This window comes from Clostridium sp. TW13 (assembly GCF_024345225.1).
Lineage (GTDB): Bacteria > Bacillota > Clostridia > Clostridiales > Clostridiaceae > Inconstantimicrobium > Inconstantimicrobium mannanitabidum.
Genome location: NZ_BROD01000001.1, coordinates 2469607 through 2494769, shown reverse-complemented (window position 1 = coordinate 2494769; position 25163 = coordinate 2469607). Strand labels below are relative to the sequence as shown.

Annotated in this window: 21 protein-coding genes; 19 read left to right on the top strand and 2 right to left on the bottom strand. The window is 29.9% G+C overall.

The window, feature by feature from the left end; translation table 11 throughout:
- Positions 1-2: 2 nt before the first annotated feature.
- From OCU47_RS12080 to OCU47_RS12050, 7 genes are all read left to right on the top strand, one after another.
- On the top strand, positions 3-1436 hold the full coding sequence (locus OCU47_RS12080; protein ID WP_261828852.1) for a DUF6179 domain-containing protein: 1434 nt from the start codon (positions 3-5) through the stop codon (positions 1434-1436).
- Between the two features lie 56 nt (positions 1437-1492).
- The gene (locus tag OCU47_RS12075; RefSeq protein WP_261828851.1) at positions 1493-2560 is read left to right on the top strand and encodes a MerR family transcriptional regulator; all 1068 of its coding nucleotides are present in this window, start codon (positions 1493-1495) and stop codon (positions 2558-2560) included.
- Between the two features lie 363 nt (positions 2561-2923).
- The gene (locus OCU47_RS12070; RefSeq protein WP_261828850.1) at positions 2924-3838 is read left to right on the top strand and encodes a CAP domain-containing protein; all 915 of its coding nucleotides are present in this window, start codon (positions 2924-2926) and stop codon (positions 3836-3838) included.
- A gap of 418 nt (positions 3839-4256) precedes the next feature.
- Positions 4257-4544: a CD3324 family protein gene (locus OCU47_RS12065; RefSeq protein WP_261830627.1), complete on the top strand. Its 288-nt coding sequence runs from the start codon at positions 4257-4259 to the stop codon at positions 4542-4544.
- 234 nt (positions 4545-4778) lie between these two features.
- Positions 4779-5600, top strand: a complete 822-nt coding sequence (locus OCU47_RS12060; protein ID WP_261828849.1) for an AAC(3) family N-acetyltransferase — start codon at positions 4779-4781, stop codon at positions 5598-5600.
- A gap of 149 nt (positions 5601-5749) precedes the next feature.
- On the top strand, positions 5750-6397 hold the full coding sequence (locus OCU47_RS12055; protein ID WP_261828848.1) for a TetR/AcrR family transcriptional regulator: 648 nt from the start codon (positions 5750-5752) through the stop codon (positions 6395-6397).
- 14 nt (positions 6398-6411) lie between these two features.
- Positions 6412-6816: an FMN-binding protein gene (locus tag OCU47_RS12050; protein WP_261828847.1), complete on the top strand. Its 405-nt coding sequence runs from the start codon at positions 6412-6414 to the stop codon at positions 6814-6816.
- Between the two features lie 132 nt (positions 6817-6948).
- On the opposite strand, the gene OCU47_RS12045 is transcribed toward OCU47_RS12050, so the two are convergent.
- On the bottom strand, positions 6949-7809 hold the full coding sequence (locus OCU47_RS12045; protein WP_261828846.1) for a PHP domain-containing protein: 861 nt from the start codon (positions 7807-7809) through the stop codon (positions 6949-6951).
- Positions 7810-8030: 221 nt separating this feature from the next.
- On the opposite strand from OCU47_RS12045, the gene cooS reads away from it, so the two are divergent.
- The 5 genes from cooS to OCU47_RS12020 all read left to right on the top strand — a co-directional run bounded on the left by cooS (position 8031) and on the right by OCU47_RS12020 (position 16536).
- The gene (gene cooS, locus OCU47_RS12040; RefSeq protein ID WP_261828845.1) at positions 8031-9941 is read left to right on the top strand and encodes an anaerobic carbon-monoxide dehydrogenase catalytic subunit; all 1911 of its coding nucleotides are present in this window, start codon (positions 8031-8033) and stop codon (positions 9939-9941) included.
- 320 nt (positions 9942-10261) lie between these two features.
- A complete protein-coding gene (locus tag OCU47_RS12035; RefSeq protein ID WP_261828844.1) occupies positions 10262-11896 on the top strand; it encodes a sensor histidine kinase in 1635 nt (544 codons plus the stop codon).
- 430 nt (positions 11897-12326) lie between these two features.
- On the top strand, positions 12327-13166 hold the full coding sequence (locus OCU47_RS12030; RefSeq protein WP_261828843.1) for a linear amide C-N hydrolase: 840 nt from the start codon (positions 12327-12329) through the stop codon (positions 13164-13166).
- Positions 13167-13537: 371 nt separating this feature from the next.
- Entirely contained in the window at positions 13538-14401 is an 864-nt protein-coding gene (locus tag OCU47_RS12025) for a P-loop NTPase family protein (RefSeq protein ID WP_261828842.1), read from the top strand.
- Positions 14402-14502: 101 nt separating this feature from the next.
- Positions 14503-16536: a thioredoxin domain-containing protein gene (locus tag OCU47_RS12020; RefSeq protein ID WP_261828841.1), complete on the top strand. Its 2034-nt coding sequence runs from the start codon at positions 14503-14505 to the stop codon at positions 16534-16536.
- Positions 16537-16771: 235 nt separating this feature from the next.
- Here the strand turns inward: OCU47_RS12020 and OCU47_RS12015 are convergent, their stop codons facing one another.
- Positions 16772-18001: an NAD(P)-dependent oxidoreductase gene (locus tag OCU47_RS12015; protein WP_261828840.1), complete on the bottom strand. Its 1230-nt coding sequence runs from the start codon at positions 17999-18001 to the stop codon at positions 16772-16774.
- A gap of 236 nt (positions 18002-18237) precedes the next feature.
- On the opposite strand from OCU47_RS12015, the gene OCU47_RS12010 reads away from it, so the two are divergent.
- The 7 genes from OCU47_RS12010 (at position 18238) to OCU47_RS11980 (ending at position 25162) form a co-directional block, all read left to right on the top strand.
- The gene (locus OCU47_RS12010; protein ID WP_261828839.1) at positions 18238-18909 is read left to right on the top strand and encodes a response regulator transcription factor; all 672 of its coding nucleotides are present in this window, start codon (positions 18238-18240) and stop codon (positions 18907-18909) included.
- Positions 18910-18911: 2 nt separating this feature from the next.
- A complete protein-coding gene (locus tag OCU47_RS12005; protein ID WP_261828838.1) occupies positions 18912-20156 on the top strand; it encodes a sensor histidine kinase in 1245 nt (414 codons plus the stop codon).
- A 137-nt stretch (positions 20157-20293) separates the two neighbouring features.
- Positions 20294-21253: an efflux RND transporter periplasmic adaptor subunit gene (locus OCU47_RS12000; protein WP_261828837.1), complete on the top strand. Its 960-nt coding sequence runs from the start codon at positions 20294-20296 to the stop codon at positions 21251-21253.
- 14 nt (positions 21254-21267) lie between these two features.
- A complete protein-coding gene (locus OCU47_RS11995; RefSeq protein WP_261828836.1) occupies positions 21268-21939 on the top strand; it encodes an ABC transporter ATP-binding protein in 672 nt (223 codons plus the stop codon).
- A gap of 2 nt (positions 21940-21941) precedes the next feature.
- Positions 21942-23105, top strand: a complete 1164-nt coding sequence (locus OCU47_RS11990; protein WP_261828835.1) for an ABC transporter permease — start codon at positions 21942-21944, stop codon at positions 23103-23105.
- 179 nt (positions 23106-23284) lie between these two features.
- Positions 23285-24454, top strand: a complete 1170-nt coding sequence (locus OCU47_RS11985; RefSeq protein WP_261828834.1) for a sensor histidine kinase — start codon at positions 23285-23287, stop codon at positions 24452-24454.
- 54 nt (positions 24455-24508) lie between these two features.
- Positions 24509-25162, top strand: a complete 654-nt coding sequence (locus OCU47_RS11980) for a response regulator (RefSeq protein ID WP_261828833.1) — start codon at positions 24509-24511, stop codon at positions 25160-25162.
- The last annotated feature ends 1 nt before the right edge of the window (position 25163 follow it).

Sequence of the window (25163 nt, the reverse complement as noted above, 5' to 3'; positions counted from 1 at the left end):
TTATGAATTTAAGTGATAAAAATAATCTTTTAGAAACTAACAAATCAGAAGTAAATTTAAAAGCAGTGAATAAAAATCAATATCTAATCTCGATTATTAATGAAGGAAGAAAAAGTAGGCTAATTAGTGAGGAGGAAATATTCAATATTCAATTGAAATTAACGGAATTATTAAAAGAGCTGATTCTGAGATATACAAAGGGAGAAAGTACTTCTGTTACTGTTGAAACTACTGAGAACTTACTTAACTCCATTCTATATGCTATAGATTTTCATTTACTTGAACTTAATAGTGTAAAAGCTGCAATTGGTGAGCTAAAGCAAAAAGAATTAAAGCATATATATGAAGCAGGGATAGAACAAATAAGAATATGTGTTATTGAAACTAGAAAACTGTACAAAAAAATAAATAAAAATAGATTGCAGTTAGATTTAGAGTCGTATAATATTACTCTTGATGAGGGCATACCATATTTTTTCGAAAAATATAATATAATTTTTGAAAATCATTATGCATTAGCTAGCATTGATTATCCTTTAGTTTTTGATGATATGAAGGTAAGAGGTGTTTCATATATAAAAAATTATCTGGAGCATTTAGATATTGAGACAGAGTTTTGCAGGTTTTTCTTAATTGAGAACATAAAAAAGCTTTTAATAGGGTATGAAAAAATGTGTAGATTAAATCACAATATAGAATTGATAAATATATTTGAAATAGTAATAAATAATTCTATTTTTTCTGTTCTATCAGGGAATAAAGCAGCTGAACTTTTTATCAATAAAAATCAATTTAAGTTCTTAGAAGAAAAGTTAGGTGTTAATAATAAGAAAGCCATATATTCTTTTATTAATATAGCAGTCCAAACAGTTATTGATGAGTTGAAAATTATTAATCCTTTTCTCTTAGATTATATAGATAAATATAAAGAGCAGTTGAAAAAAAGGGTGATAAATGTTGTAGATAATAATTGTTTAAGAAGCATTATGGTAGTTGAAGAGGAAGAAGTACAAAAGTTTAATTTTACATTTGATGAAGGGAAGAGGATGAGTGAACAAGATTTTAATTTGATTATTAGTAAAATAATAGAGAAATCAGATGTTAAAGATAAAGTTGAAATAATAAAAACACAAGTTTATTCTCTACAAGATTTTATAGATATTCTTAATTCAGACTGCCTTTTTGGTGAAGAGTATAAATTTATATTTGAAACATTAGGAGAAATTGAACTTACAATAATAGTGAAACTAGTATTTTATGAGGAACTTAGAGATGGTGAAGCAAATCTATCAGAAATTATTGAAAGTAAAAAAGAAATGGAGTTTGAATGGCAGGAATATTTTATCCAGTTTATAGATAGTTTAAATAAGCAAAGAAAGGATATAATTGCAGGATTACTTAATGAAGTTGACTATGAAGAGATTAAATTTTATTAGATAAAGTATTGACTCTACCCAAAGGGTAGAGTTTATACTTTTATTGGGGTGATTTAATGAATACGAATGAGGTATGTAGAAATCTTAATTTAACAGTTAAGTCCTTAATTGTTTATGAAAGTTATGGAATAGTGATCCCTAAAAGAGAAAAAAATAATTATAGAAATTATAGTGAAGAAGATTTAAATAAGTTAAGAACTGTAATCTTACTTAGAGAATTAGGATTCTCATTAAAAGATATAAAAAAGCTTATGGATAAAAGTGATAATGAAAATCAAGAATTTACTAGGGGACTGTACCTTCAACTTAAAGCAGTAGAGAGAAAAATTTTTGAATTGAATAATGTAAAAGATACACTGATAAATAATATAGATAAATTATTAGAAGCTGATACAGAGACAGATAAGAAATCCTTCCTAGATAATGTTGATATAAGTATAAAAGACAATAGGACAGAGAGAATAAGGTGGATAAATATGTTGGAATTTGATAATAAGGCAGTTAAGTTTGACAAAATGGTTAGAGATAGGTTAGATGATGAGCTTGGTTTATTTGAGAAATATGATGAAGTGCTATCCTTAGTAAGAGAGAAGATAACTAAGAGTAAAGCTAAAACTGTAGTTGATATAGGCTGTGGCACAGGAAATCTATGCGGTGAATTAAGCAGTGAAATAGATATACTAGGAATTGATCAGAGTCTAGAGATGATTTTGCAGGCAAAAAAGAAATATAAACATTTAAAATTTAAATTGGGTAATTTTTTAGACAAACCTATAGAAAAAAGTTATGTTGATGTGTTAGTTTCAACATATGCTTTTCACGGCTTAACTTCCGATGAGAAGAAAGAGGCATTGGAAAATATGATGGAGTATATAAAAGATGATGGGAAGATAATCATTGCAGATTTTATGTTTTCTAATAATGAAGAAAGAGAAAAGTGTAGAAAGAATCTTTTGGGAAAAGGTAGGCAGGATTTATGGGAGGTAATAGAATCTAAGCATTATACAAACTTAGTTGAATTAAAGGCATATGTATATTCATTAAATTATAAGATTTACAGTGAACATATAGTTAATTTTACATGGATAGTTGAGATTGAAAAAAATAAAGAGCAGAAGGATTAATTTTATGCGTTTATCATTATTAAAAAAGTATTAGAATTTGGCTTTAGATAAGGTCTCCAATAATAGTGAGATTGAATTTGATGAAAAATCTTAATATTCTGAACAAGTATCTGATGGATTTAGTGGTTTAATTTACTAAGAAATTAGGCCTAAAGTTTTGCTCAAAATATACGCGTAATGTATTGATATGTAATGGTTTTGAAATGTTTTTCTATAATTTGGTTTCCTATAATTTCCTTAGATAATTTACGAATTGAGGAAATATAATTCATATAGTACCAATAAACTCCTTTGAACTCATGCATAATTCTATGTTAACTTATAGGCACAGGCTATTAAAACAGATCTGAGGAGGAATTAATTATGAAAAATAATAAAATCATAAAAGTATTAGCTACATCAGGAGTAATTTTAAGCCTAGGTATGGCTGCTTTCGGAGTTTCCAAGGTTAATAATACAACAGCAGCTAATTCAGCTGTGCAAACGAAGGCACAAGCTCTAAATGCAAATAATACAAATTTAGTTGGTACAACAGCAAATACAAAAGATATTAAAGATTTAAATATAGCCCAAAATTCATCAACTAAAAATGGTACAAGCAATTGTCCAGCATCTTCAAATGCAGCAACAGTAGCTAATAATTCGAAAGTTGGTGTACAAGCTGCACCAAATAATGGAACAGCAAATAAGGTTACAATATTTTCAAATGATCAAGCAGGAAACTGTAGTAATTCAGCAAGTAATTGGACAAGTTACTTTAAATCAAATACTACAAAACAAACGACTAATGGTTCTACTGCAAAATCACCAAGTACTAGTACATCAACTGCTACTAAACCAAGTACAACAACTCAAAGTACAGCTTCAAGTGATAAATTTATAGCAGAAATAGAACAACTAATATTTAATAAGGTTAACCAAGAAAGAGCAAAAGCAGGTGTTCCACAATTAAGTTACAATTCAACAATGGAGCATTATGCAAGAATTAAATCTCAAGACATGGGGGATAGAGGTTACTTTGACCACAAAAATCCTGAAGGTAAACTTATGGCTGACATAATGAAGGCTGATGGAGTTAATTACATGGCTTGGGGAGAAAATATAGCTTACATTGGTGGCGTGACAGGAAACTCTACTTTAGCTGATAACTTTATGACAAACTGGATGAACTCACCAGGACATAGAGCTAACATATTATCAACAAACTTTAGTAGTATAGGAATTGGAGTTTATAAGATAGGCGACACATACTATGCAACTCAGGAGTTCTATAAATAATTAAATTAGGCTTTAAAAAAGTATAATATGAATGCCATAGAGGTGAGATATTTTGTACGAAAGTGTGAATTTTGTATGAAAATCTCAATTTCTATGGCTTTTCAATTTTGTGAATAATTACAGGATTTATTTAAGCATATACTTATTTATGATATAATAAATTTACCAGATTATATTAAAAGATATAATTACTTTAAAATATAATTACAAATATTACAAGTGTAACATAAGGGGGAAAATATAATGTTTATACATAAGTGTTCTGCACCAAAAATGCTCCATGCAAAGACTATGATAAATAGTAAGTAATGTTTTGTTTGGAGCCTAATCTATTAAAAATATTTAGGTAGATACATTTGCTTGCTTTATAATAGTCTTTGCCTCAAATGAAAAAGGATTTGAGGAGGGGCAATACATGATGAGGTATGTTAAGGCAAAAAAGGTGTTACCAAAAGAAATAATTGAAATAATTCAGGAATATGTTGATGGAGAATATATTTATATTCCTAGAAAAAGTGGCAATGAGAAGGCTTGGGGTGAAAAGAACGGTACAAGAAGTAGCCTAAAGCAACGGAATTCTGAGATTTATATCAAATATATAAATAATATTAGTATTAAAGAACTTGCTAGATTATATTTTCTTTCAGAACATAGTATACGAAGAATAATAAACCAAGAAGGTTCATTGCGTACAAGTTCTATATAGAATTGTTTTTGAAATTGAAAGTTTAAAGTTGTCATGTTATGTTTATATTGTCAGAGTTTTGATAATATATACATTTATGAATCAGTAAAGTATAAATATAGATAGTTTTTAATTTGTATTTAAGAATGTTTTATCTTATCAGAGAAATGATGGGTAAAGCATTTTTTTTGCAAAATATAGGGAATAGCATAGAATCGAAATGAATTATTTATGCAGATATAAAGGAGTATGAAAATGGGACAAAAAGAATTAATAGATAATACGCCAATACTAAGAACAAGAGAAAGCATAGTTGAAGATTTGAGAAAATTAGGATTGAAGGAAGGAATGACAGTTATTGTACACTCATCATTAAGTTCTATGGGGTGGGTTTGTGGAGGCTCAGTTGCAGTCGTCCAAGCCTTAATGGATGTTGTTACACCAAATGGTAATATAATTATGCCAGAGCACTCAGGGGAGTATTCAGATCCATGTGATTGGTGTAATCCACCAGTTCCTAAGGAATGGTGGCAGGCAATAAGAGATACAATGCCAGCCTTTGATCCAAAGTATACCCCTTCAAGTTTTATGGGAGTGATAGCAGAAACTTTTAGAAATTTTCAAGGGGTAGTTAGAAGTAATCATCCAGCTGTATCATTTGCAGCTTGGGGGAAGGATGCGCAGTTTATTGTTGAAAAGCATTCTCTAGATTATTCACTTGGGGAGAATTCTCCTTTGGCAAGAATTTATGACTTAGATGGATATGTACTATTACTAGGAGTAAGTTATGAAAATAATACATCTTTTCATTTGGCTGAGAATAGAGTGATAGATAAAAAGATTTGTAAAGCAGGGGCACCAATAATAGAAAATGGGAAAAGAGCATGGAAAGCCTATGAAGATATAGATTTTGATACTGATTTATTTGAGGATATAGGGAAAGATTTCGAAAATAAACATAAAGTTGATATAGGAGCAGTTGGGTCAGCTAAATGTAGAATTTTTAAACAGAGAGCTGCAGTAGATTATGCAGAAGTGTGGATACAAAATAAGAGACAAACAATGCATATAGAATAGGTAATCATAAAAAAGTTATCTTATTGCTTTTAATGAGCGATAAGATAACTTTTTTGCTAATATTGTATTGACATTTGCTTAATTGTAATATACTCTAGGTTTATAAAGTAAACTATTAGTATAATACATAAACTAGAGGTGAATTTATTGTGGGGATAACAGAACGTAAAGAAAAAGAACGATTATTTAGAAAGAATCTTATATTAAGGGCGGCAGAAGATATCTTTGCAGAGAAGGGATTTGAAAACTCTACAATGGAGGATATTGCAAAGGCAGCTGAATTCACTAAGAAGACTGTGTATTCATATTTTAATAGCAAAGAAGAATTATATTATGAAATAATGTTAGAAGGATTTAAATCGTTAAATACTATGCTTGATGAGGCGATAAATCAGAATGAAAGTTTAAAAGAAACAGAAAAAATCAAGAAACTTGGTCAAACTTTTATTGAATTTAGTAGGGTATGCCCTGCATATTTTAGGGCAATTTCAGATTATCAAAATAGAGAATTTGATTTTTCTCACAATACTGATAATGAACTAATTAAGGAATGTTATGTAGCAGGGCAATATTCCTTTGAACTTCTTAATAAGTGCTTAGCTGATGGAATTGATAGAGGAGAAATATCAGATAAGGTTGATGTTACTACTGTTTCGTTAATACTTTGGGCAAATGTACTGGGGATTATAACATTGATAAACAAAAAGCAAAAATATATAAGAGAATACTATCATATAGAAATTGAACAGTTAATAGAAAATGGATTTGAAATGTTATTTAGTACAATCAAAAAATAAATGGGGTGAATATTATGTGGAATGTAAAAAAGGTAGTAATAAGTGCAGGGTGCATAGCAGTATTGGCTATAGGAATGTGGGCAGGAAAGTATTTGATTACTGTACAAAAATATAAGGATACTATAAAAAAATTAGAAATTGGTACTGTGGATCTATCAAAGGTTTCTGATGGCAAATATACAGGTGGATGTGATGCATTATTAATATCTGCTAAAGTTGAAGTTACAATTAGTAATAAAAAGATTAAAAATATTGTGTTGCTAAATCATAAAAATGAAAGAGGAAAACCAGCTGAAGTTATTACAGATAGAGTTGTAGAGGCTCAATCACTTCAAGTCGATGCAATTTCAGGGGCAACAAATAGTAGCAAAGTAATATTGAAGGCTATTGAGAATGCACTAAAAGCAGGACAAGCGTAATTAATAATATATTTAATATAGAAAGTTATCTGAAAATAAATAAGTAAGTCCAAATATACGTGAAATATTTGAACTTACTTATTTTGCGAAGATGACTTAATATTCGATTAAAGCAATAAGATAGCTTTTTTACTAAGATGAATAGGCTGGTTTTATGCTAGATGAATAAAGTCCATTTAAGTTTAGTTTTTCAATAGGTATATTCATTTGACCAATTTCTGTAGATTGAAACTCTCCATGACAATCTGAACCACAGGTTATAAGTAAATTCTTATCTTCACAAACTTCAATACATATTCTTGTAATATCTTCTGTATGAGCTGGATAATAGCATTCTATACCATCTATACCAAAATCAATTACTTCTAATAAGTCTTCTTTAAAAATATCCATATCATTTGTAGGAATAACTTTACCTGGATGAGCTAAAACAGCCTTTCCTCCAGCCTTATGAATATAATCTGTAATTAGCTTTATTGAAGGAAATTCTACACAACTATGAGGTGTTTCATATTTATCATACAATTGGAGTCCTTCAAATACATCTTTAGCTATTCCCTTTTCAATTAAGTAATGAAGAGTTTTCCAACCACCTAATTTTCTGTCATAAGTATAATATAAGTAATCTTCTAAAGATATGTTTTGATAGTCCTTAGACATTTTTTCAATAAGAGTTATATTAACCTTTTCTAATAGAATGCGATTTTGTTTTATAAAATTGGAGAAAACCTCATCATTTAAATTTACTCCATAAGCTAAAATATGATAATTCAGTCCATTATGAATTGCATCAATCTCAACACCAGAAATACACTGAATATTTTTGTTTTCACAAAGCTTGACTAGTTCAATTGAACCATCAAGCATATCATGATCAGTTATAGCTAAAAGACCTATATTTCTATTAATTGCTTTTTCTAAAATTTCTTCTGGAGACATTGTTCCATCAGAATAAAATGAGTGAATATGTAAATCTGCAATTTTACCAAACATCAAGATATCCTCCTATTATTATCATGTAATTATTAACTGCCAGTTTATTATCTAGTAATGTATATAAATATATTCATAATATAACATGTTTTGATAACTTACAAGTTTATAGTGTATTTTCTAAATAAATAATTTATATGCTTATAAATAAAAAAATGAATATCTTAATCCAATTTAGGTAATTTTATTATTGATATCTATAATTAAAGGAGCGAAGTTTTATGAGTGAAAATAAACTTGAAGGTAGAGTAAGTTATCATGATTCTGTAGAGGAAATGCTTAAGAGAATCAGAGAAGATGGAATGTCCAATGTATTTGATAGATTTGCTCTACAAGAAAAAATCAGATGTAAGTTTTGTCTTGAAGGATTGAGTTGCCAATTATGCTCAAATGGACCTTGTAGAATTAGTGAGAAAACTGGTCAAACTAAAGGGGTATGTGGTATAGCAGCTGATGCTATGGCAATGAGAAATTTCCTTCTAAAAAATATAATGGGGGCAGGTACATATAGTCATCATGCTTATGAAGCTTTTAGAACACTAAAAGCTACAGCAGAAGGAAAAACTCCATTTCAAATTAAAGATGTAGAAAAACTTAAATGGATGTGCGAAAAAGTTGGAATCAATGTAAGTCAAGACACAAATAAGATGGCCATTGAATTAGCAGATTTACTTGAAGAGCAACAGAAAATTGATGTTGAAGATAAAAATATTATGGTAGAAGCTTTTGCGCCTAAAAAGAGAAAAGAACTTTGGAAGAAGCTAGCCATATATCCAGCTGGTACCGTGCATGAAGAACAAAATTGTGTAGCTAGTTGCCTTACAAATGTAGATGGAAGCCATGTTTCTTTAGCTATGAAAGCTCTTAGACTTGGTATAGCTACAATTTATAATTCTCAAATAGGTTTGGAAATGGTTCAAGATATTTTGTTTGGAACTCCAAAACCACATGAGGTTAATATGGATTTAGGAATTATGGATCCAAACTATGTAAATGTAGTATTTAACGGTCATCAACCTTGGCCAGGGGTTGCTACAATATTAAAAGCAAGAACAGCAGAAGTTCAAGAAAAAGCGAAAGCTGCAGGAGCTAAAGGTCTTAGAGTAGTGGGATCAATAGAAACCGGTCAGGAATTACTTCAAAGATTTGAAATGGATGATGTTTTTGTAGGTCATATGGGAAATTGGCTTACAATAGAACCATTACTAGCCACTGGTACAGTTGACGTGTTTGCCATGGAAGAAAACTGCTCACCTCCAGCTATAGATATGTATGCAGAAAAATATCAAGTAACTTTGGTATCAGTGAGCACGATCATCGATTTACCAGGACTTGATGCGAAGATTCCATATGATCCATCTGAAGTGGATGCCATGGCAGATAAATTAATTGAACTTGCTATAGAAAATTTTAAGAAGAGAAAAGAAAGAAAAATAGAACCTAAGGTTCCTAATAAGTTACAGAAGGCTATAGCAGGCTTCTCAACAGAAGCAGTTTTAGCTGCTCTTGGGAACAAACTTGATCCTCTAGTAGATGTAATTGCTGCTGGCAAGATTAAAGGGGTAGTAGCACTTGCAAACTGCTCAACTCTAAGAAATGGACCACAAGATTCTATGACAATAAATCTTACAAAAGAACTTATAAAGAAGGATATACTAGTAGTTGCTGGTGGTTGTGGAAATCATGCTCTTGAGGTTGCAGGGTTATGTACTGTAGAAGCAGCTAATGAGCTTGCAGGAGAAGGTTTGAAAGAAGTGTGCAACATGCTTAAGATTCCACCAGTATTAAGCTTTGGAACATGCACAGATACAGGAAGAATTTCAATGCTTGTTAGTGCTTTAGCAGATCATTTAAATGTAGATGTATCTGATCTTCCTATAGCTGTTACAGCCCCAGAATGGATGGAACAAAAGGCAACTATAGATGGAGTATTTGCTTTAGCATATGGAGCATATACTCACTTATCACCTACACCATTTATGACAGGAGCTCCTCAACTTGTAGAATTATTGACTCAAAAAGCTGAAGATGTAACTGGCGGTAAGATTGCATTGGGTGATGATCCTGTTGAGGTGGCAAATAATATAGAAGCTCATATAGTTAAAAAGAGAAAAGGCTTAGGATTAAGTTAATTTAAATAAAATAGAAGCAATGAAGTGCAACACATATCATTGCTTCTATTTATATGAACTCAATACATTATTTTAGAAGGTATTAAAAATATAATAATTGTATAGAATAGTTGCTTAATTTAATAAAATATATAGTTGTATTTTAATGGAAAATCAAAAAATGTGGACATGTTGTTTCAAATTGAAGAGATAAGCAGAATAATTGTTATGCAAATATAGAATTTAAGTAAAATTACATATATAATGTATATTGGTGTCGAATGGGTTAGAATAAGATTCATTTTGTATAAATACATTGTGTAGGAAGTGGATAGTTGGTTATGGATTTAAGTAATGAATTTTGGATAGATGAACTTCAAAAAATTGGAAAGGTAGGAATATTCAGTTTTGATATGAGAAGTCATACAGTGACTGCTTCAGAAAAAGGATATGAGTTGTTTGGAATTAGCGGTAGGAAAATGGAAGGTACAAAGGATTGGTTAGAGGTAATTCATCCAAGTCAAAGACAAGAACTAAGTTCATATTTCATGGAAGCAATTAAAACAGGCAAAGACTTTGATAAGGAGTTTAAAATAGTAGAGGAAAACAACGAAACAGAAAGATGGGTAGAATTAAAAGGCAAGGTTTTTTATGATGATCAAGGTATGCCGGAAAAATTGTCAGGCACTATTCACGATGTGAGTGAAATTAAGAAAAGTGAGGAAAAATATAAAAAACTTTATATTGAATTTCAAGAAAAGGAATCACTTTTAGTCTCTCTTATTAATTCAATCCCAGATTTAATTTTTTATAAAGATATTAACAGTAGATACTTAGGCTGCAACAAAGCGTATGAAAACTATTCAGGAATGAAAGAAGAAGATATTGTTGGACATAGCGATTTTGATATTTTTGATGAAGAAGAAGCATCATTTTATAGGGAAATGGATGCGAAAATGATTGAAAAAGAAGAGAAAGTTAGCTATGAACAGTGGATTAAGTATCCAGATAGTAGAGAAGCGTTGTTAGATACAATAAAAACACCGTATTATGATTCAGAAGGTAATATTTTGGGGATTATAGGAATATGTAGGGATATTACTGAAAGAATAAAAAAAGAAGAGCTACAAAGAAAAATGGAAGAGGAAACAATAAGGTTAGATAAATTAAAGGAAAATGATAGAATTAAAACTGAATTTTTTGCTAATATTTCTCATGAGCTAAGAACTCCAATAAATGTGATTTTTTCCGCCTTACAGATGCAAGAAATTTTATTTAAAGAAGATAAAAATGAGAATGCTTCTATAGATAAATTTAAATATATAAAGATGATGAAACAAAATTGTTATCGTCTGCTACGACTTATTAATAATTTAATTGATATAACAAAGTTTGATAATGGTTATTTTAGTATAAATGAAAGGAATCAAGATATAATACAATTAGTTGAGGATGTAGTTTTATCTGTAGCGGACTACATTGAGAAGAAAGGGATTTCAGTTACTTTTGATACTGATGCTGAAGAAAAAGTAATTGCAGTTGATACTGAAAAAATGGAAAGGATCATTTTGAATTTATTATCAAATGCAGTAAAATTTACTCCTAGTGGAGGAAAAATAGATGTTTATATAGAAGATAACGATAGTGATGTATGTATAAGAATAAAAGATACAGGAATAGGCATACCACAAGAAAAATTAAATATGATATTTGAACGTTTTGTACAAGTCGATAAGTCACTTACCAGAAATCACGAGGGAAGTGGCATAGGTTTATCAATTGTAAAGTCATTGGTTGAACAGCATGGAGGAAACATATCAGTAAAAAGTGAAGAGGGAAAAGGTACTGAATTTATAATACATATTCCATGTAAACTTGCTGTATGGGAAGCGTCTACTAAAAATACAGGAAATACTCAAATAAGTGATGATTTTATTGAAAAAATTAATATAGAATTTTCAGACATATATAACTAAGAATTAAATAATTCAATTTAAATGGCCAAGTATCCCAATATTCTATAAGCGGGAGACTTGACTATTATTATTTTATGTTTCAGACACAAAAAGTAACTTTTTTATAAATTACTTTTATGTATGAACTTATATTTTTATAGGGTTATAGACAAAATAAAATTATCTAATTTAATCTACTGAATTATAATAAGGTGTATAAGCAAAACAATTCAAACAACACGTCAAGAAGTTACTCTACTAATTTTGTAAAACTAGTGGCGCATTTTTGATTCTGAAAAATGTTGTAGGTTGAACCATCGAGATGTCTGGTGATATCATTTAAATATAAGTTTAAGAAAGTGGTGAAACCAATGGTAAAATAGCTAAATGATTCTCTAAATACTCTAAGCATATTATATGTCAAAATTATAAATTAAAAGGAGATTCTAAAATGTGTACAAGTTTTGCAGTATACGGTCAAGAAAAAACTATTTATGGTATGAATTTTGATACTGATGAAATTGATTTAAAACTGAAAATTAATAGTTATAATGATAAAAATATTTTTAATTTTTCAGCCTTAATGGAAAATAAATACGTTGATATCGCTGGTGTTAATAGTGATGGTCTTTTTATTTGTACTCAAGCAGTAAAATATGGTCCAGGTTTTAAATCAACTTGTGACGAAAATGATTGGTTTGCTTTTGATATTTTTGATGATGCGCTAAAGAAAACAAGAAAAACATCTGAATTTTTTGAAATTCTTAATAAAAGAGTAATCGCGTATCCTAGAAATCCATTATTTCCAGATTTAGGGCTACATACTATTATCGCTGATAAAAGTGGTGATGCATTTATTCTGGAAGAAGGAAATGGTACAAATATAGTAAGTCCTATTCATAATGATTTTATTATAATGACTAATTTTCCAAATGGGGATTTTAAGGAAACAAATTATAATAATGTATATGGTATAGGTGCTGATAGATATATTTGTGCTCATGAATATATCTGTAATAATATTGATAACTTTGGAATAAATGAAGCTTTTGAGGTTTTAAAAAGAACTTCTCAGGATACAACTTCTCAGTGTCCAACTTTGTGTTCAATAGTATATGAACCATTAAAAAATGAAATTTATATTAGTTTTAAAAAAGATTTAAGCAAAAGATGGAAAATTTCTATTATGGAAAAAACAATCCAATCATTGGATGGATTTTTAGGCAATAATAAAATTCAATTTACAAATGAAGAAATACTTGTGAATGACCTTATTAGCTTATATAAGTGAAAACCATTTAAATTGAGTATATAGACTATAAGTATGTTGAAAATAGTTTGATGATTGAGATTAAGTTTAAATAAAATTTAGTGACTATGTGGTGTACATAGTCACTTTTTATTTGGATATAACAAGGATGTATTATTAATATGCCTGTTGGTATGAGTTAGTGCTTTAGTATCTATTTAACAATAATGAGTTGTGTGTTACAATATTTAGGCGATACCAAATTAAGGCATAGGTTAGTATATTGAGCGTGCCGAACGTGACACGGTCAAAACTTTATGGACAAGTAACATGTGCTTTATGTAGAGAAAATAAAGAATTAGAGCTAAGTAATATAGATCCAAAATTCGTAATTGTTGAAGGAGGGAAAAATAATGAAGACAAGATTCATTGATTTTGAAGGTATTCACGGTAGTGGGAAGTCCTCATGTGCATGGAATCTGTATAACAACTTAAATGAACAAGGGAAAGATGTTAATGTATATTTTGAATATGATTTGGATAATGCAAAAGAAAGTCCTTGTGACCTGAAATTCCTAGCAGTGTTAAAGAAGAGTGAATTAGATTTTATATTAGAAAAGTTTAAAGAGCATAGAGAACGTATCATGAGTAGTATTAAACAATATGGAAAATATTATTGCATTTTCTTTGCTGCTTTTAAGGATGTGCCAGAGTTATTTGATGAGTTGCAAGAATACGAAGCTTATGAAGGAAGATTGGATGCTGATGATTTCATACAATTGGTTAAAGGCCGAATACAGCATTTTGTTAATATTGCATTGGAGAATGAATGTATTTATGTTTTTGAAAGTGTGATATTCCAACATATTTTAAATGAGTTAGTGCGATTCTCTGATTGCACATCTGAGTATATTGTTGACTCTATTTTAGAAATAGAGAAAATCTTAAGGCCTCTTAATCCTATGATTTTTTACTTAAAACCTTATGATTTAAAGGCACAAATTGATAAGGTTGCAAAGGAACGTTTATCAGACAATTATGAGCTTTATCCAGATTGGATTGATTGGATGGTAGAATACGTTAAGAAATCAAAATATGGAGAACGGAATCATATAAAAAATCGAGTAGATTTAATGAAATACTTTATGTATCGAAAAGAAATTGAAGAAAGTGCATTTAAATCATTAACAATGAACAAACAAGAAATTATTGTAGAACATATAGATTACGAAGCTGAAAATCATTTCATATATAAAGAAGTAGTTATGCATATATAAAAAATTTACAATCCCTAACCTCACTAAATTTTGTGGGGTTTTTATTTTTAGAAAAATGAGCATACTAAGTATAACTTAATTATGAAAGGAAGGCGATGCCTGTGCCTACTATTAATAAAGTAGCAAATAGACTAATAAATGAAAAGTCTCCATATTTGCTCCAGCACGCTAACAATCCTGTGAACTGGTACCCTTGGGGAGATGAAGCTTTTAACAAGGCAAGATCAGAAGATAAGCCAATTTTTTTAAGTATAGGCTACAGCACTTGTCATTGGTGTCACGTAATGGAGCACGAATCATTTGAAGATGAAGAAGTAGCTCAATTAATGAATGATAATTTTGTGGCAATTAAGGTGGATAGGGAAGAAAGACCTGATGTGGATAGTGTCTACATGACTGTTTGCCAAGCATTAACTGGTCATGGTGGATGGCCATTGACTATAATAATGACTCCAGACCAAAAACCTTTTTATGCAGGAACTTATTTTCCTAAATATTCTCGCTATGGAATGCCAGGTGTTATGGATATTTTACATTCTGTATCTGAACAATGGGAAGGTAATAAATCAGATATTTTAGATTCTACAGAAAATATAGTATCTCAGCTTGGTAACTACTTTAATATAGGTACAAATCAAAATAGGTTGAATCCCAATATATTAACTAATGGATTTACTCAACTTTGGGATAATTTTGATGAAAAGTACGGTGGTTTTGGAAGTGCACCCAAGTTCCCAACTCCTCATAAATTAATGTTTTTGCTTAGATACTATGATGAAAATGGCGAGAAGATAGCTTTGGATATGGTAGAGAAAACTTTAGAATCTATGTATAGAGGTGGATTATATGATCATGTAGGTTTTGGATTTTCAAGGTACTCTACAGATGAGAAATGGTTAGTTCCTCACTTTGAGAAGATGTTATATGATAATGCATTATTAGTTATGACTTACTTAGAAGCTTATGAGGTTACCAAAAAAGAATTATATAAAACTATTGCGGAGAATGTATTAGACTATGTTTTTAGGCAAATGGTAGGAAAAGAAGGTGGATTTTATTCAGCAGAAGATGCAGATAGTGAGGGAGAGGAAGGCAAATTTTATGTTTTTAATCCTGTAGAAATTAAAAGAACATTAGGAGATGAAGAGGGGGATATATTCAATAAATATTTTGATATAACTGAAGAAGGCAATTTTGAAGGCAAGAATATTCCTAATCTAATTAATAACAAGAATTTTCAAAAATATGATTCTAAGATAAATGAATCACGAAAAAAAGTTTTGGAGTATAGAAATCTTAGAATGAATTTGCATAAAGATGATAAGATTTTAACAGCATGGAATGGATTAATGATTGCAGCAATGGGAAAAGCTTATAGAATTACTGGTGAAGAAAAGTACATTGAATGTGCAGATAAGGCCGTAAATTTAATATTTAATTCATTAGTTGATAAAGATGGCAGATTGCTTGCCAGATATAGAGATGGAGAGTCATTATATAAAGGATATTTGGATGATTATGCATTTTTAACTTGGGGGCTTATAGAGTTATATGAAGGAAGTTTTAAATTAGAATATTTAAAAAAAGCTATAGAATTAAACAGAGAAATGATACGGTTATTCTGGGATGATGATAAAGCTGGCTTTTTTATTTATGGTAAGGATGGAGAAAAATTAATTGCAAGACCTAAAGAACTATATGATGGAGCTATGCCATCAGGCAATTCTGTTGCTGCATATAATTTAATTAAGCTTTCTAGATTTACTGGACAGAAAGAGTTAGAAGAGTTAGCTGAAAAACAACTTGATTTTATCACAAGTAATTTGTATGGAGGAGAAATAAATCACAGTTTTTATCTTATGGCAGCATCTTTTGCATTGAGCAAATCTAAAGAATTGGTATGTGTTGTTGAAAATGATAATGATTTAGAAAATTTAAAAGTCCAATTAAGAAAAAAGCCTAATTTCAATTTAACTGTTTTAGTTAAAACAAATAAAAATGAGAAAGAGTTAGAAGAAATAGTTCCTTTTAGCAAGGATTATACGACTATAAATAATAAAAGTACTTATTATTTATGTGAGAATAATACCTGCCAAGCTCCTGTAAATAATTTTGAAGATTTGTTTGATAAATAAATTCATATAAAGTTTTTTTTTTGAACACAACTTATTCATAATTATTTTTTATAATAAAAATGTAGAGTGTGTGTGAAAAAAATAGTTTCAATTAAAATATTAGCTTTTAATATTTGCATCCCCCTGTGAATATTAAAAGTCAGTTTATTTTATTGTGTGAATTAATAAAGGCTAAAGGATATAGATTTATACCCTTTAGCCTTTTCTTTTACATGTTCGAAATTTTATACTTTTATTAATTGTTTAAGCAGTATTCTTCCATAGCATCAGCTACAATCTTAGCTTTAGCTACAGCTTCTACTACAGTTTTTCCGCCAGTTACTACATCACCAGAACTGAATACACCCTTTTTTGAAGTAGTACCTTTTTCATCAATTATAACAAAACCGCGGTTGTTAGTTTGCAAATCAGCAGAAGTAGAAACTATATTAGTTTTAGGTAATTGACTTACTGCTATAATGGTTGAAGTACATGGAAAGAATTCTTCTTGTCCTTCTAATATTTTAGTGGATACTCTACCATTTTCATCAATTACATTTTCAGTGTAAGCAAGCTTTATTCCATCTTCAGTGATTTCAAGAGGAGCTCTAAAGAATTTGAAGATAACTCCATCTTCTCTCGCTTCTTTAATTTCTTCTCTAGTAGCACTCATATCAGCTTCACTCTTTCTGTATATTACGTAAACTTCTTTTACTCCAGAACGTTTAGCAGTTCTAGCAGCATCCATGGCTACATTTCCAGCACCAATAACAACTACCTTATTACCTAAATTATAAACTTCAGGTGATTTTAAATAATCAATGGCGTAATGTGTAGTGCCAAGAGTTTCACCTTTTATATTTAAAGGTTGAGGATTCCAAACACCTGTACCTATGAATATAGATTTATAACCATCACTTAATAGTTTGTCTAAAGTTATAATTGGTCCAATAAGAGTGTTTGGCCTAATTGTTACTCCAAGTTGTAGAAGTTTATTTTCGATATCATCAATAAGCTTGTTAGTCAATCTATATTCTGGTATACCATATCTTAAAACACCACCTATTTTAGGATTAGCATCAAAAATAGTTACCTTGAAGCCTTTTCTTGCTAGTATAAGTGCGATTGTAATACCAGCTGGACCGCCTCCTATAATAGCAATTTTATCTTTGTCCTTAGGTGTATTTTCAAAATGAAGTTTCTTAAAATAATCCTCAGAAATTTCAGTTTCTATATCATGGAATCTAATTGGTTCCCCTTTTAAGCCTCTTACGCAGTTGCCTTTACATTGATTTTCATGTGGACAAACTATTGAGCAAACTAAAGAAAGAGGATTGTTTTGGAATAAAACTTCGCCAGCTTTTTCTATTTCTCCATTTCTATATAAACTTATTATCTCAGGAATAGGAGTATTAATTGGACAGTTTTGCTTGCATCTTGGAACTTTACATAATAAACATCTTTCTGCCTCATCTAAGAATAGCATATTCACACCTCATTTTTTTGAATTTTATAGGGTATCTCTCACTTAAAAATTTATGAGAGAAAAATTAATATATTTCATAAATTTATTATAAAATTATTATTAGATTAATACAAATTGATTAAAAATACAAGTTTTAAATTTGTAAGAACTCATATATAGTAATATGATACAATTATGTAATAACAACAATATTACATAATTGTACAGTAGTAGTTCTAAAATCAGGAGGTAGTAATTTGAAAATTCTTATAATTGAGGATGATAAACTTTTAAGTGAGTCAATAGCAAAAGGACTAAAGGATGATTTTAAGTGCGAACATGCATATGATGGAGAAGAAGGATTGTATTTAGCACAAAGTGGAGTATATGATGGAATAATTTTAGATATAATGTTGCCAGAATTAAATGGCTATGAAGTACTTGAAAGATTAAGAAATAGCAAAATAAATACCCCAGTATTATTATTAACTGCTAGAGACAGCATAGACGATAAAATTAATGGATTTAAAAAAGGTGCAGATGACTATCTTGTAAAACCATTCTATTTAGAAGAATTAAAGATGAGGATTTTTTCATTATTGAAGAGAAATGGAGCATTCGAAGAAAATGAAATATTAAGTTTTAAGGATTTAAAGATTAATTTAAAAACTCATGAAGTAACAATTAGGGATGAAAAACTTATGATAAAGGGGAAAAATTATGAACTTTTAGAATATCTAATGAATAATAAAGGTGCTATTCTTACAAAAGATCAAATTTTTGATAGATTATGTGGATTTGATTCTGATACAGCAGTAAATGTAGTGGAAGTTTACGCAAGCAATTTAAGAAAAATATTAAAAGATTATGATTATGATAAGTATATAAAGACCATGAGAGGTTTTGGATATATGTTGGTTGAGGTGTAAATATGGTTAAGCACAATAAGTTTAGACTGATAGTAATAAATGCTACTATAATTATGACTCTTTTTTGGATATTTTCATTTGCCATTTTCAACTTAGTTAAATCTGCTCAATACAAAAGTGTTGATAAAGAACTTCTAAATGTAAAGAATCGTATGACTAATGGATTTTACCTAAATAGAATTAGGATAGCCCCTAGGATGACTGTACTTATTAAAGATTCTGATGGAAAAATACTTAATAATAATAGTGTGCCTAAATTTTATTATGAAAACCAAGATATATTAAATGAAAAAACACTGAATGAAGTAAAAACTATAGAGGTTGATAGGAATTATTTTAGAACTATTTGCTTTAATGTAACCAGCGCTGATAACAAAACTAGAGTGATTCAATTATTGGTGGATATAAATTCTACAGAAGAAGTAATAAATAATTTACTTTATATGCTTTTGACGGGTGGAGCTATTATGGTAATTGTATCAATTGGTGTTAGTTGGTTTTTAGCAGGAAAAAGTATGGAGCCAATTATGGAGTCGTGGAAAAAACAAAAGCAGTTTGTAGAGGATGCTTCCCATGAACTTAGAACTCCACTAACCACTGTAAAATCAAGATTAGAATTACTTCTTAGAGATCCGGAAAGTAAAATAATTGATAAATATGATGATATAGAACCTGCTTTATCAGAAGTTAATAGATTAAACAGATTGGTAGCTGATTTATTAACCTTAGCAAGATCTGATTCAAATGTTATAGAGATAGAAGAGAATACAATAGATATAAAGTCTATAGTTGAAAATATAATAGAACCTTATGCAGAGATTGGAGAAATGCAAGAAAAGAAAGTATATACTGAATTATCTCCCGCAATAATTTGGGGAGATGAAGGTAGAATAAAACAATTGATAATAATACTTTTAGATAATGCAATAAAGTATACTCAGGCTGGTGACTACATTAAGATTTCAACATTAGAAGTAGATAATAAGGTCCTTTTGTCAGTAGAAGACAGTGGAATTGGAATTAAGCAGGAGAATAAGGCGAAGGTATTTGAAAGATTTTTTGTAGAAGATAAATCAAGAACAAAAGCAAATGGGGGTACAGGATTAGGATTATCTATTGCACAATGGATAGTGACCAAGCACAATGGAACAATAGAAGCAAAAGATAATATGCCTAAAGGTACGAAGTTTATAGTTACAATACCAATTAAGGCATCTTCAAAAAGAATAGATAAGTCTGCATACTAGTTTATTTGAAACTGCTAACTACTTTAGGTGTTTAAAAATAAATATTTAACGCAAAAAGCTTAAAATCATTTTTAAGCTTTTTTTAAGGTTCATATAATATCATCTAACTGTAAATTAGATTTGAAAGGGATGGTATTGTGAAAAAGAAAGTAATTAGTGTAATTTTAGCAGTTGTACTTATAGCAGGAGGGATAGGAGCAGCTACTTATTTTTATAAAAAATCAAATAAGAGTAATGTTTCAGCTGTGCAATATACATCAATAAAGGTTACAAAAGGATCATTAGAGAATGCAATAACAGGTTCAGGTAGTGTGGAGTCAGCTAATGTGTACACTATAAGATCTGGTTATAAAGATACAATAAGTGAAATTGATGTTTCCAATAATTCTATTGTTAACGCAGGAGATACATTGATAAAACTAAGTAGTGGAAATGTAATAACAGCAGGACAAGCAGGGATTGTATCTAATTTAAGTCTTTATGTTGGTGAGAATATAAATATTAACCAAGAATTGATGAATATAACTGATAATAAGACGTTAACAACAAAAATACAAGTAGATGAAACTGATTTACCTAAGATAAAATCTGGGCAAGAAGCGACTATTACTTTGACAGCTTTTCCTAAAGAAACTTTTAAGGGAAAGATTTCTCAAATTAGTAACATTGGAACTTATAGTAATGGGGTAACTACCTTTGATGTTACAATATCTTTTGATGATATAAAGAATATAAAAATAGGAATGTCTACTAATGCAAAGATTGTTATTGAGAAAAAAGATAATGTGAATATGCTACCAATAAGTACAGTAAAGAGTAATAATAGAGGAAAGTTTGTAATGGTGAGAGATGCTAATGGCAGTGTAACTATGAAAAATATAGAAACAGGAATAAGTAACGAAACTTATGTGGAGGTAACAAAAGGACTTGAAGAAGGCGATGAAGTATTAATTGCAAAGGTTGCAACAAATACTAGCAACAATTCAATGAAATCTATGATGCAAGGTGCAGGTGGAAATAGAGGAAGCTTTGGTGGAAGTGGTTATGGAAGAAATGGAAATGGTGGAACACAAAAATCTGGTTCATCATCTAAATAGTGAGGTGTTAGTGTATGATTGAAATAAAGAATGTTATTAAACACTATACAATGGGTGATGAAATAGTTAAGGCTTTGGATAATGTATCTATAACCATAAAGGACAATGAATTTGTATCCATTGTAGGACCATCTGGTTCAGGAAAATCTACTTTAATGAATATCTTAGGATGTTTAGATACACCTGATAAAGGAGAGTACATTTTTGGTGGTGTTAATGTAGAAAAATGTAAAGAAAATGCTTTGGCAGAAATAAGAAACAAGAAGGTTGGCTTTGTTTTTCAGAATTTTAACTTGCTTTTAAAGCTTACAGCCTTGGAAAATGTGGAGGTTCCCCTATTATACAGAGGAATTAGTGCAAAAGAAGCTAGAGAAAAAGCAATGATATATCTAAAAAAGGTAGGATTAGAGGGTAGAGAGAACCATAAACCAAATCAGCTCTCAGGTGGACAGCAGCAAAGGGTTGCCGTTGCAAGAGCGCTGGCTGGAGAGCCAGAAATAATACTAGCAGATGAACCTACCGGAGCTTTAGACAGTAAGACATCTGCAGAAGTAATGGAAATGTTAAAAGAAATCCATAAAGGTGGGCAAACAATTATATTGATTACCCATGATAACAATATCGCTAACCAAGCTGAGAGAGTAGTCAAAATAGTAGATGGAAAGCTATATGAAGAGAGGGGATAACTGTGAGATTTTTACAAATAATAAAGATAGCATTGAAGAATATTAAAAGTAATAAATTAAGATCTTTGTTGACTATGATTGGGATCGTAATAGGTATTTCCTCAGTAATTGTAATGGTGGCTATAGGAAATGGTTCATCTAAATCCATAATGAGTCAAGTTCAATCCTTAGGAAGTAATTTAATAACATTGAGTGTTAATGCGTCAAAAGGGGTGACTCCAGAGGATATTACAGCAATTAAGGCTATGGATGGAGTGAAAAATGCGTCTCCTATAATTTCTGCAAGTGTACAGGTTAAAACAGGAACTCAAACAACAAATTACTCTGTAAATGGAGTAAATGAAGATATTTCTGAGATAAGGCAGCTAAACTTGAATTATGGAAGATTTATTTCTCAAATTGATGTGGATAATAGAAGTAAAGTAGTTGTTATAGGAGATACAGTTGCTCAAGATATATTTGGAAGATTAAATCCAATAAATCAATATATAAAGCTTAATGGTGATGAATTTATGGTAGTCGGAGTACTTAAAAGTGTAGGTTCATCTATGGCTGGAAATATAGACAATACTATAATTATGCCAATTTCTACTGCACAGTTCATAGCACAAAACACTAAAATATCTACAGTATATATAGAAGCAACCAATGAAAGTTCTGTAGATAGTGCAATGGCTTCTATAGATTCCTATATGACAGGCAAGCTAAGCAAGTATGGCGCAAAACCTTATAATCTAATGAGTCAACAACAGCTATTAGATACAATGAGTTCAATTACTAAAACATTAAGCTTATTGCTTGGAGGAATTGCAGGCATATCATTAATAGTTGGTGGTATAGGAGTTATGAATGTAATGCTTGTATCTGTAACAGAAAGAACTAAGGAGATAGGTATAAGAAAAGCCCTTGGAGGTAAGCAAAAAGATATACTAAAGCAATTCTTGATTGAAGCTCTTGTATTAAGTTCAATCGGTGGAATACTTGGTGTAGCTTTGGGAATTGGAGTTGGAGATTTATTAAATTCCTTTGGTGTTTCAGCAGTATTCTCACTAAATATTATTTTGATTGCTTTTGGATTCTCGATGGCTATAGGAATAATATTTGGATTGTTCCCAGCTTATAAGGCTTCAAAATTAAAGCCTATAGATGCGTTAAGATATGAATAGAAAATCTGCTTAAAGCTATAAAAAAGAATTTTTAACTGTTAAGGTTAAGAATTCTTTTTTTTTGTATATAAAGTTATATGTATTGTAAGATATAATAAATATTAAGGCATATAGACTTATGTATTTTTAGATGCCGAATGTAGCATCTAAGGCAAATTCTATGATAAAGGTGAAATAAGATGGATAAATTAAAGGATAGAGCATTTAATGCAAATTATATGATTTTAATTACTATTTTTATTATTTCTGCATTACGAAATATAGATAATCCGTTTATACTCATGTTCCTTAATAGCATGTTGATATTTTCAATATGCATAAAGGATATATATTTTTTTAGAGAAGATAACCATAAAAAATGGCTGTTTTTATGGTTGTTAGGAGATATTATATTTAGTATATTTATTAATTACAGCTATAATGGAGTTGTGCTAAAGTTATATTACTTCAGCATAATTTTTCTAATAAACATGTATTATACTAACTTGGCAGCACTTATTTTCACTGTGATTATTGCTGTAAGTGATGGGATTTTTGTAGGTGCATATAAAAATCATCAGAATTTTGGAGAGTTTATTAATTGGTTAATTATTTATGTAGTATTTTTTCTTTTGCTTTATATTTTAAGACAAGCTATTGAACAAAATGATAAAATAAATGAGATAAAAGAAAGTCTATTAATGAAAACTGTTGATGGTGTAAATTATAATAGAAAATTAACTAAGGCATATGACAAAGTTGAAGAATTGACAAGAGTAAATGAAAGAATTAGTATATCTAGGGAAATCCACGATACTGTAGGACATACTCTAACCACAGCTTTGGCAGAATTGCAAGCTGGGCTTTTGGTAGTAGATGGGGATTTGAATGGTGGGAAACAAAAAATATCTGAAGGAACTGAGCAGGTCAGAAAGGCTCTTAGAGAAATGAGAAAGGCTGTGAGAAGTTATTCAGATGAAGAGAGATGCAATTATTATGATGAATTATTTTTGTTAATAGAAGAAACAAAAAAGTTATGTGATTTAAAAGTTATTGCATCAATTGAAGATTTCTCTAGAGAATCTAAGATAATTCAAAAAACTGTATATAGAGTAATTCAAGAGGCATTTACTAATGGAGTGAAGCATGGTAAAGCTAGTAGTTTTATAATAACCGTAAAATATGTACATGAAGTTTTAAACTTATTTATTGGAAACAATGGTGAAGGTGTATCAGTAATAAATAAAGGATTTGGCTTGTCTTCCATGGAAGAAAGAGTGAAGATAGCTTCAGGTGAAATTAGTTTTGAAAGCTGCAAGGGTGAAGGTTTTAATATTTATGTTAAGTTTAAAGCTTCTGAAAATAAATAACAATGGCAAAAAGATATAAAGCTATTTGTTTTTAGGTGTCTAATGGAGGGAAATATGATTAAGGTAGCTATAATAGATGATCAAGGATTAATGAGAGATGGGTTAAGTACAATCTTATCTACAGATGAAGATATTAATGTGGTGGCCTGTGGGAAAAGTGGAGAAGAAGCTATAGAGATTGTAGAAAAGTATAATCCTAATGTACTACTTATGGATGTGAGGATGACAGGTATGGGAGGTATTGAAGCAACAAGAATTATTAAAGAAAAGTATTCAGATGTAAAAGTACTTATCCTTACTACCTTTGATGATGAGGAATACATTTTAAAAGGACTAAGCTATGGAGCCTCTGGATATGTATTTAAGGATATAGAAAGTCAAAAATTAATTAGAATAGTGAAAGAATGTTATGAAGGCAATCTTATGCTAGAGAATAAGGTTGCAAAGGTTTTAGCTGATTCTGCAATTAAGAATAGTCATATTAGAGAAATGCAGCCCTATGACTTTAAGCAGGAAGACAAATTAAATATGCTTTCAGAAAGGGAAAAAGAAATTGCAAGACTTGTAGCTGAAGGGTTTACTAATAAGCAAATTGCTCAATCATTATTTATTTCAGATGGAACTGTTAAAAATTATGTATCATCTATATATAGTAAGACAGGGATAAATGATAGAGCAAAGCTAGTTGTGTTCATAAATTCTAAGTAAT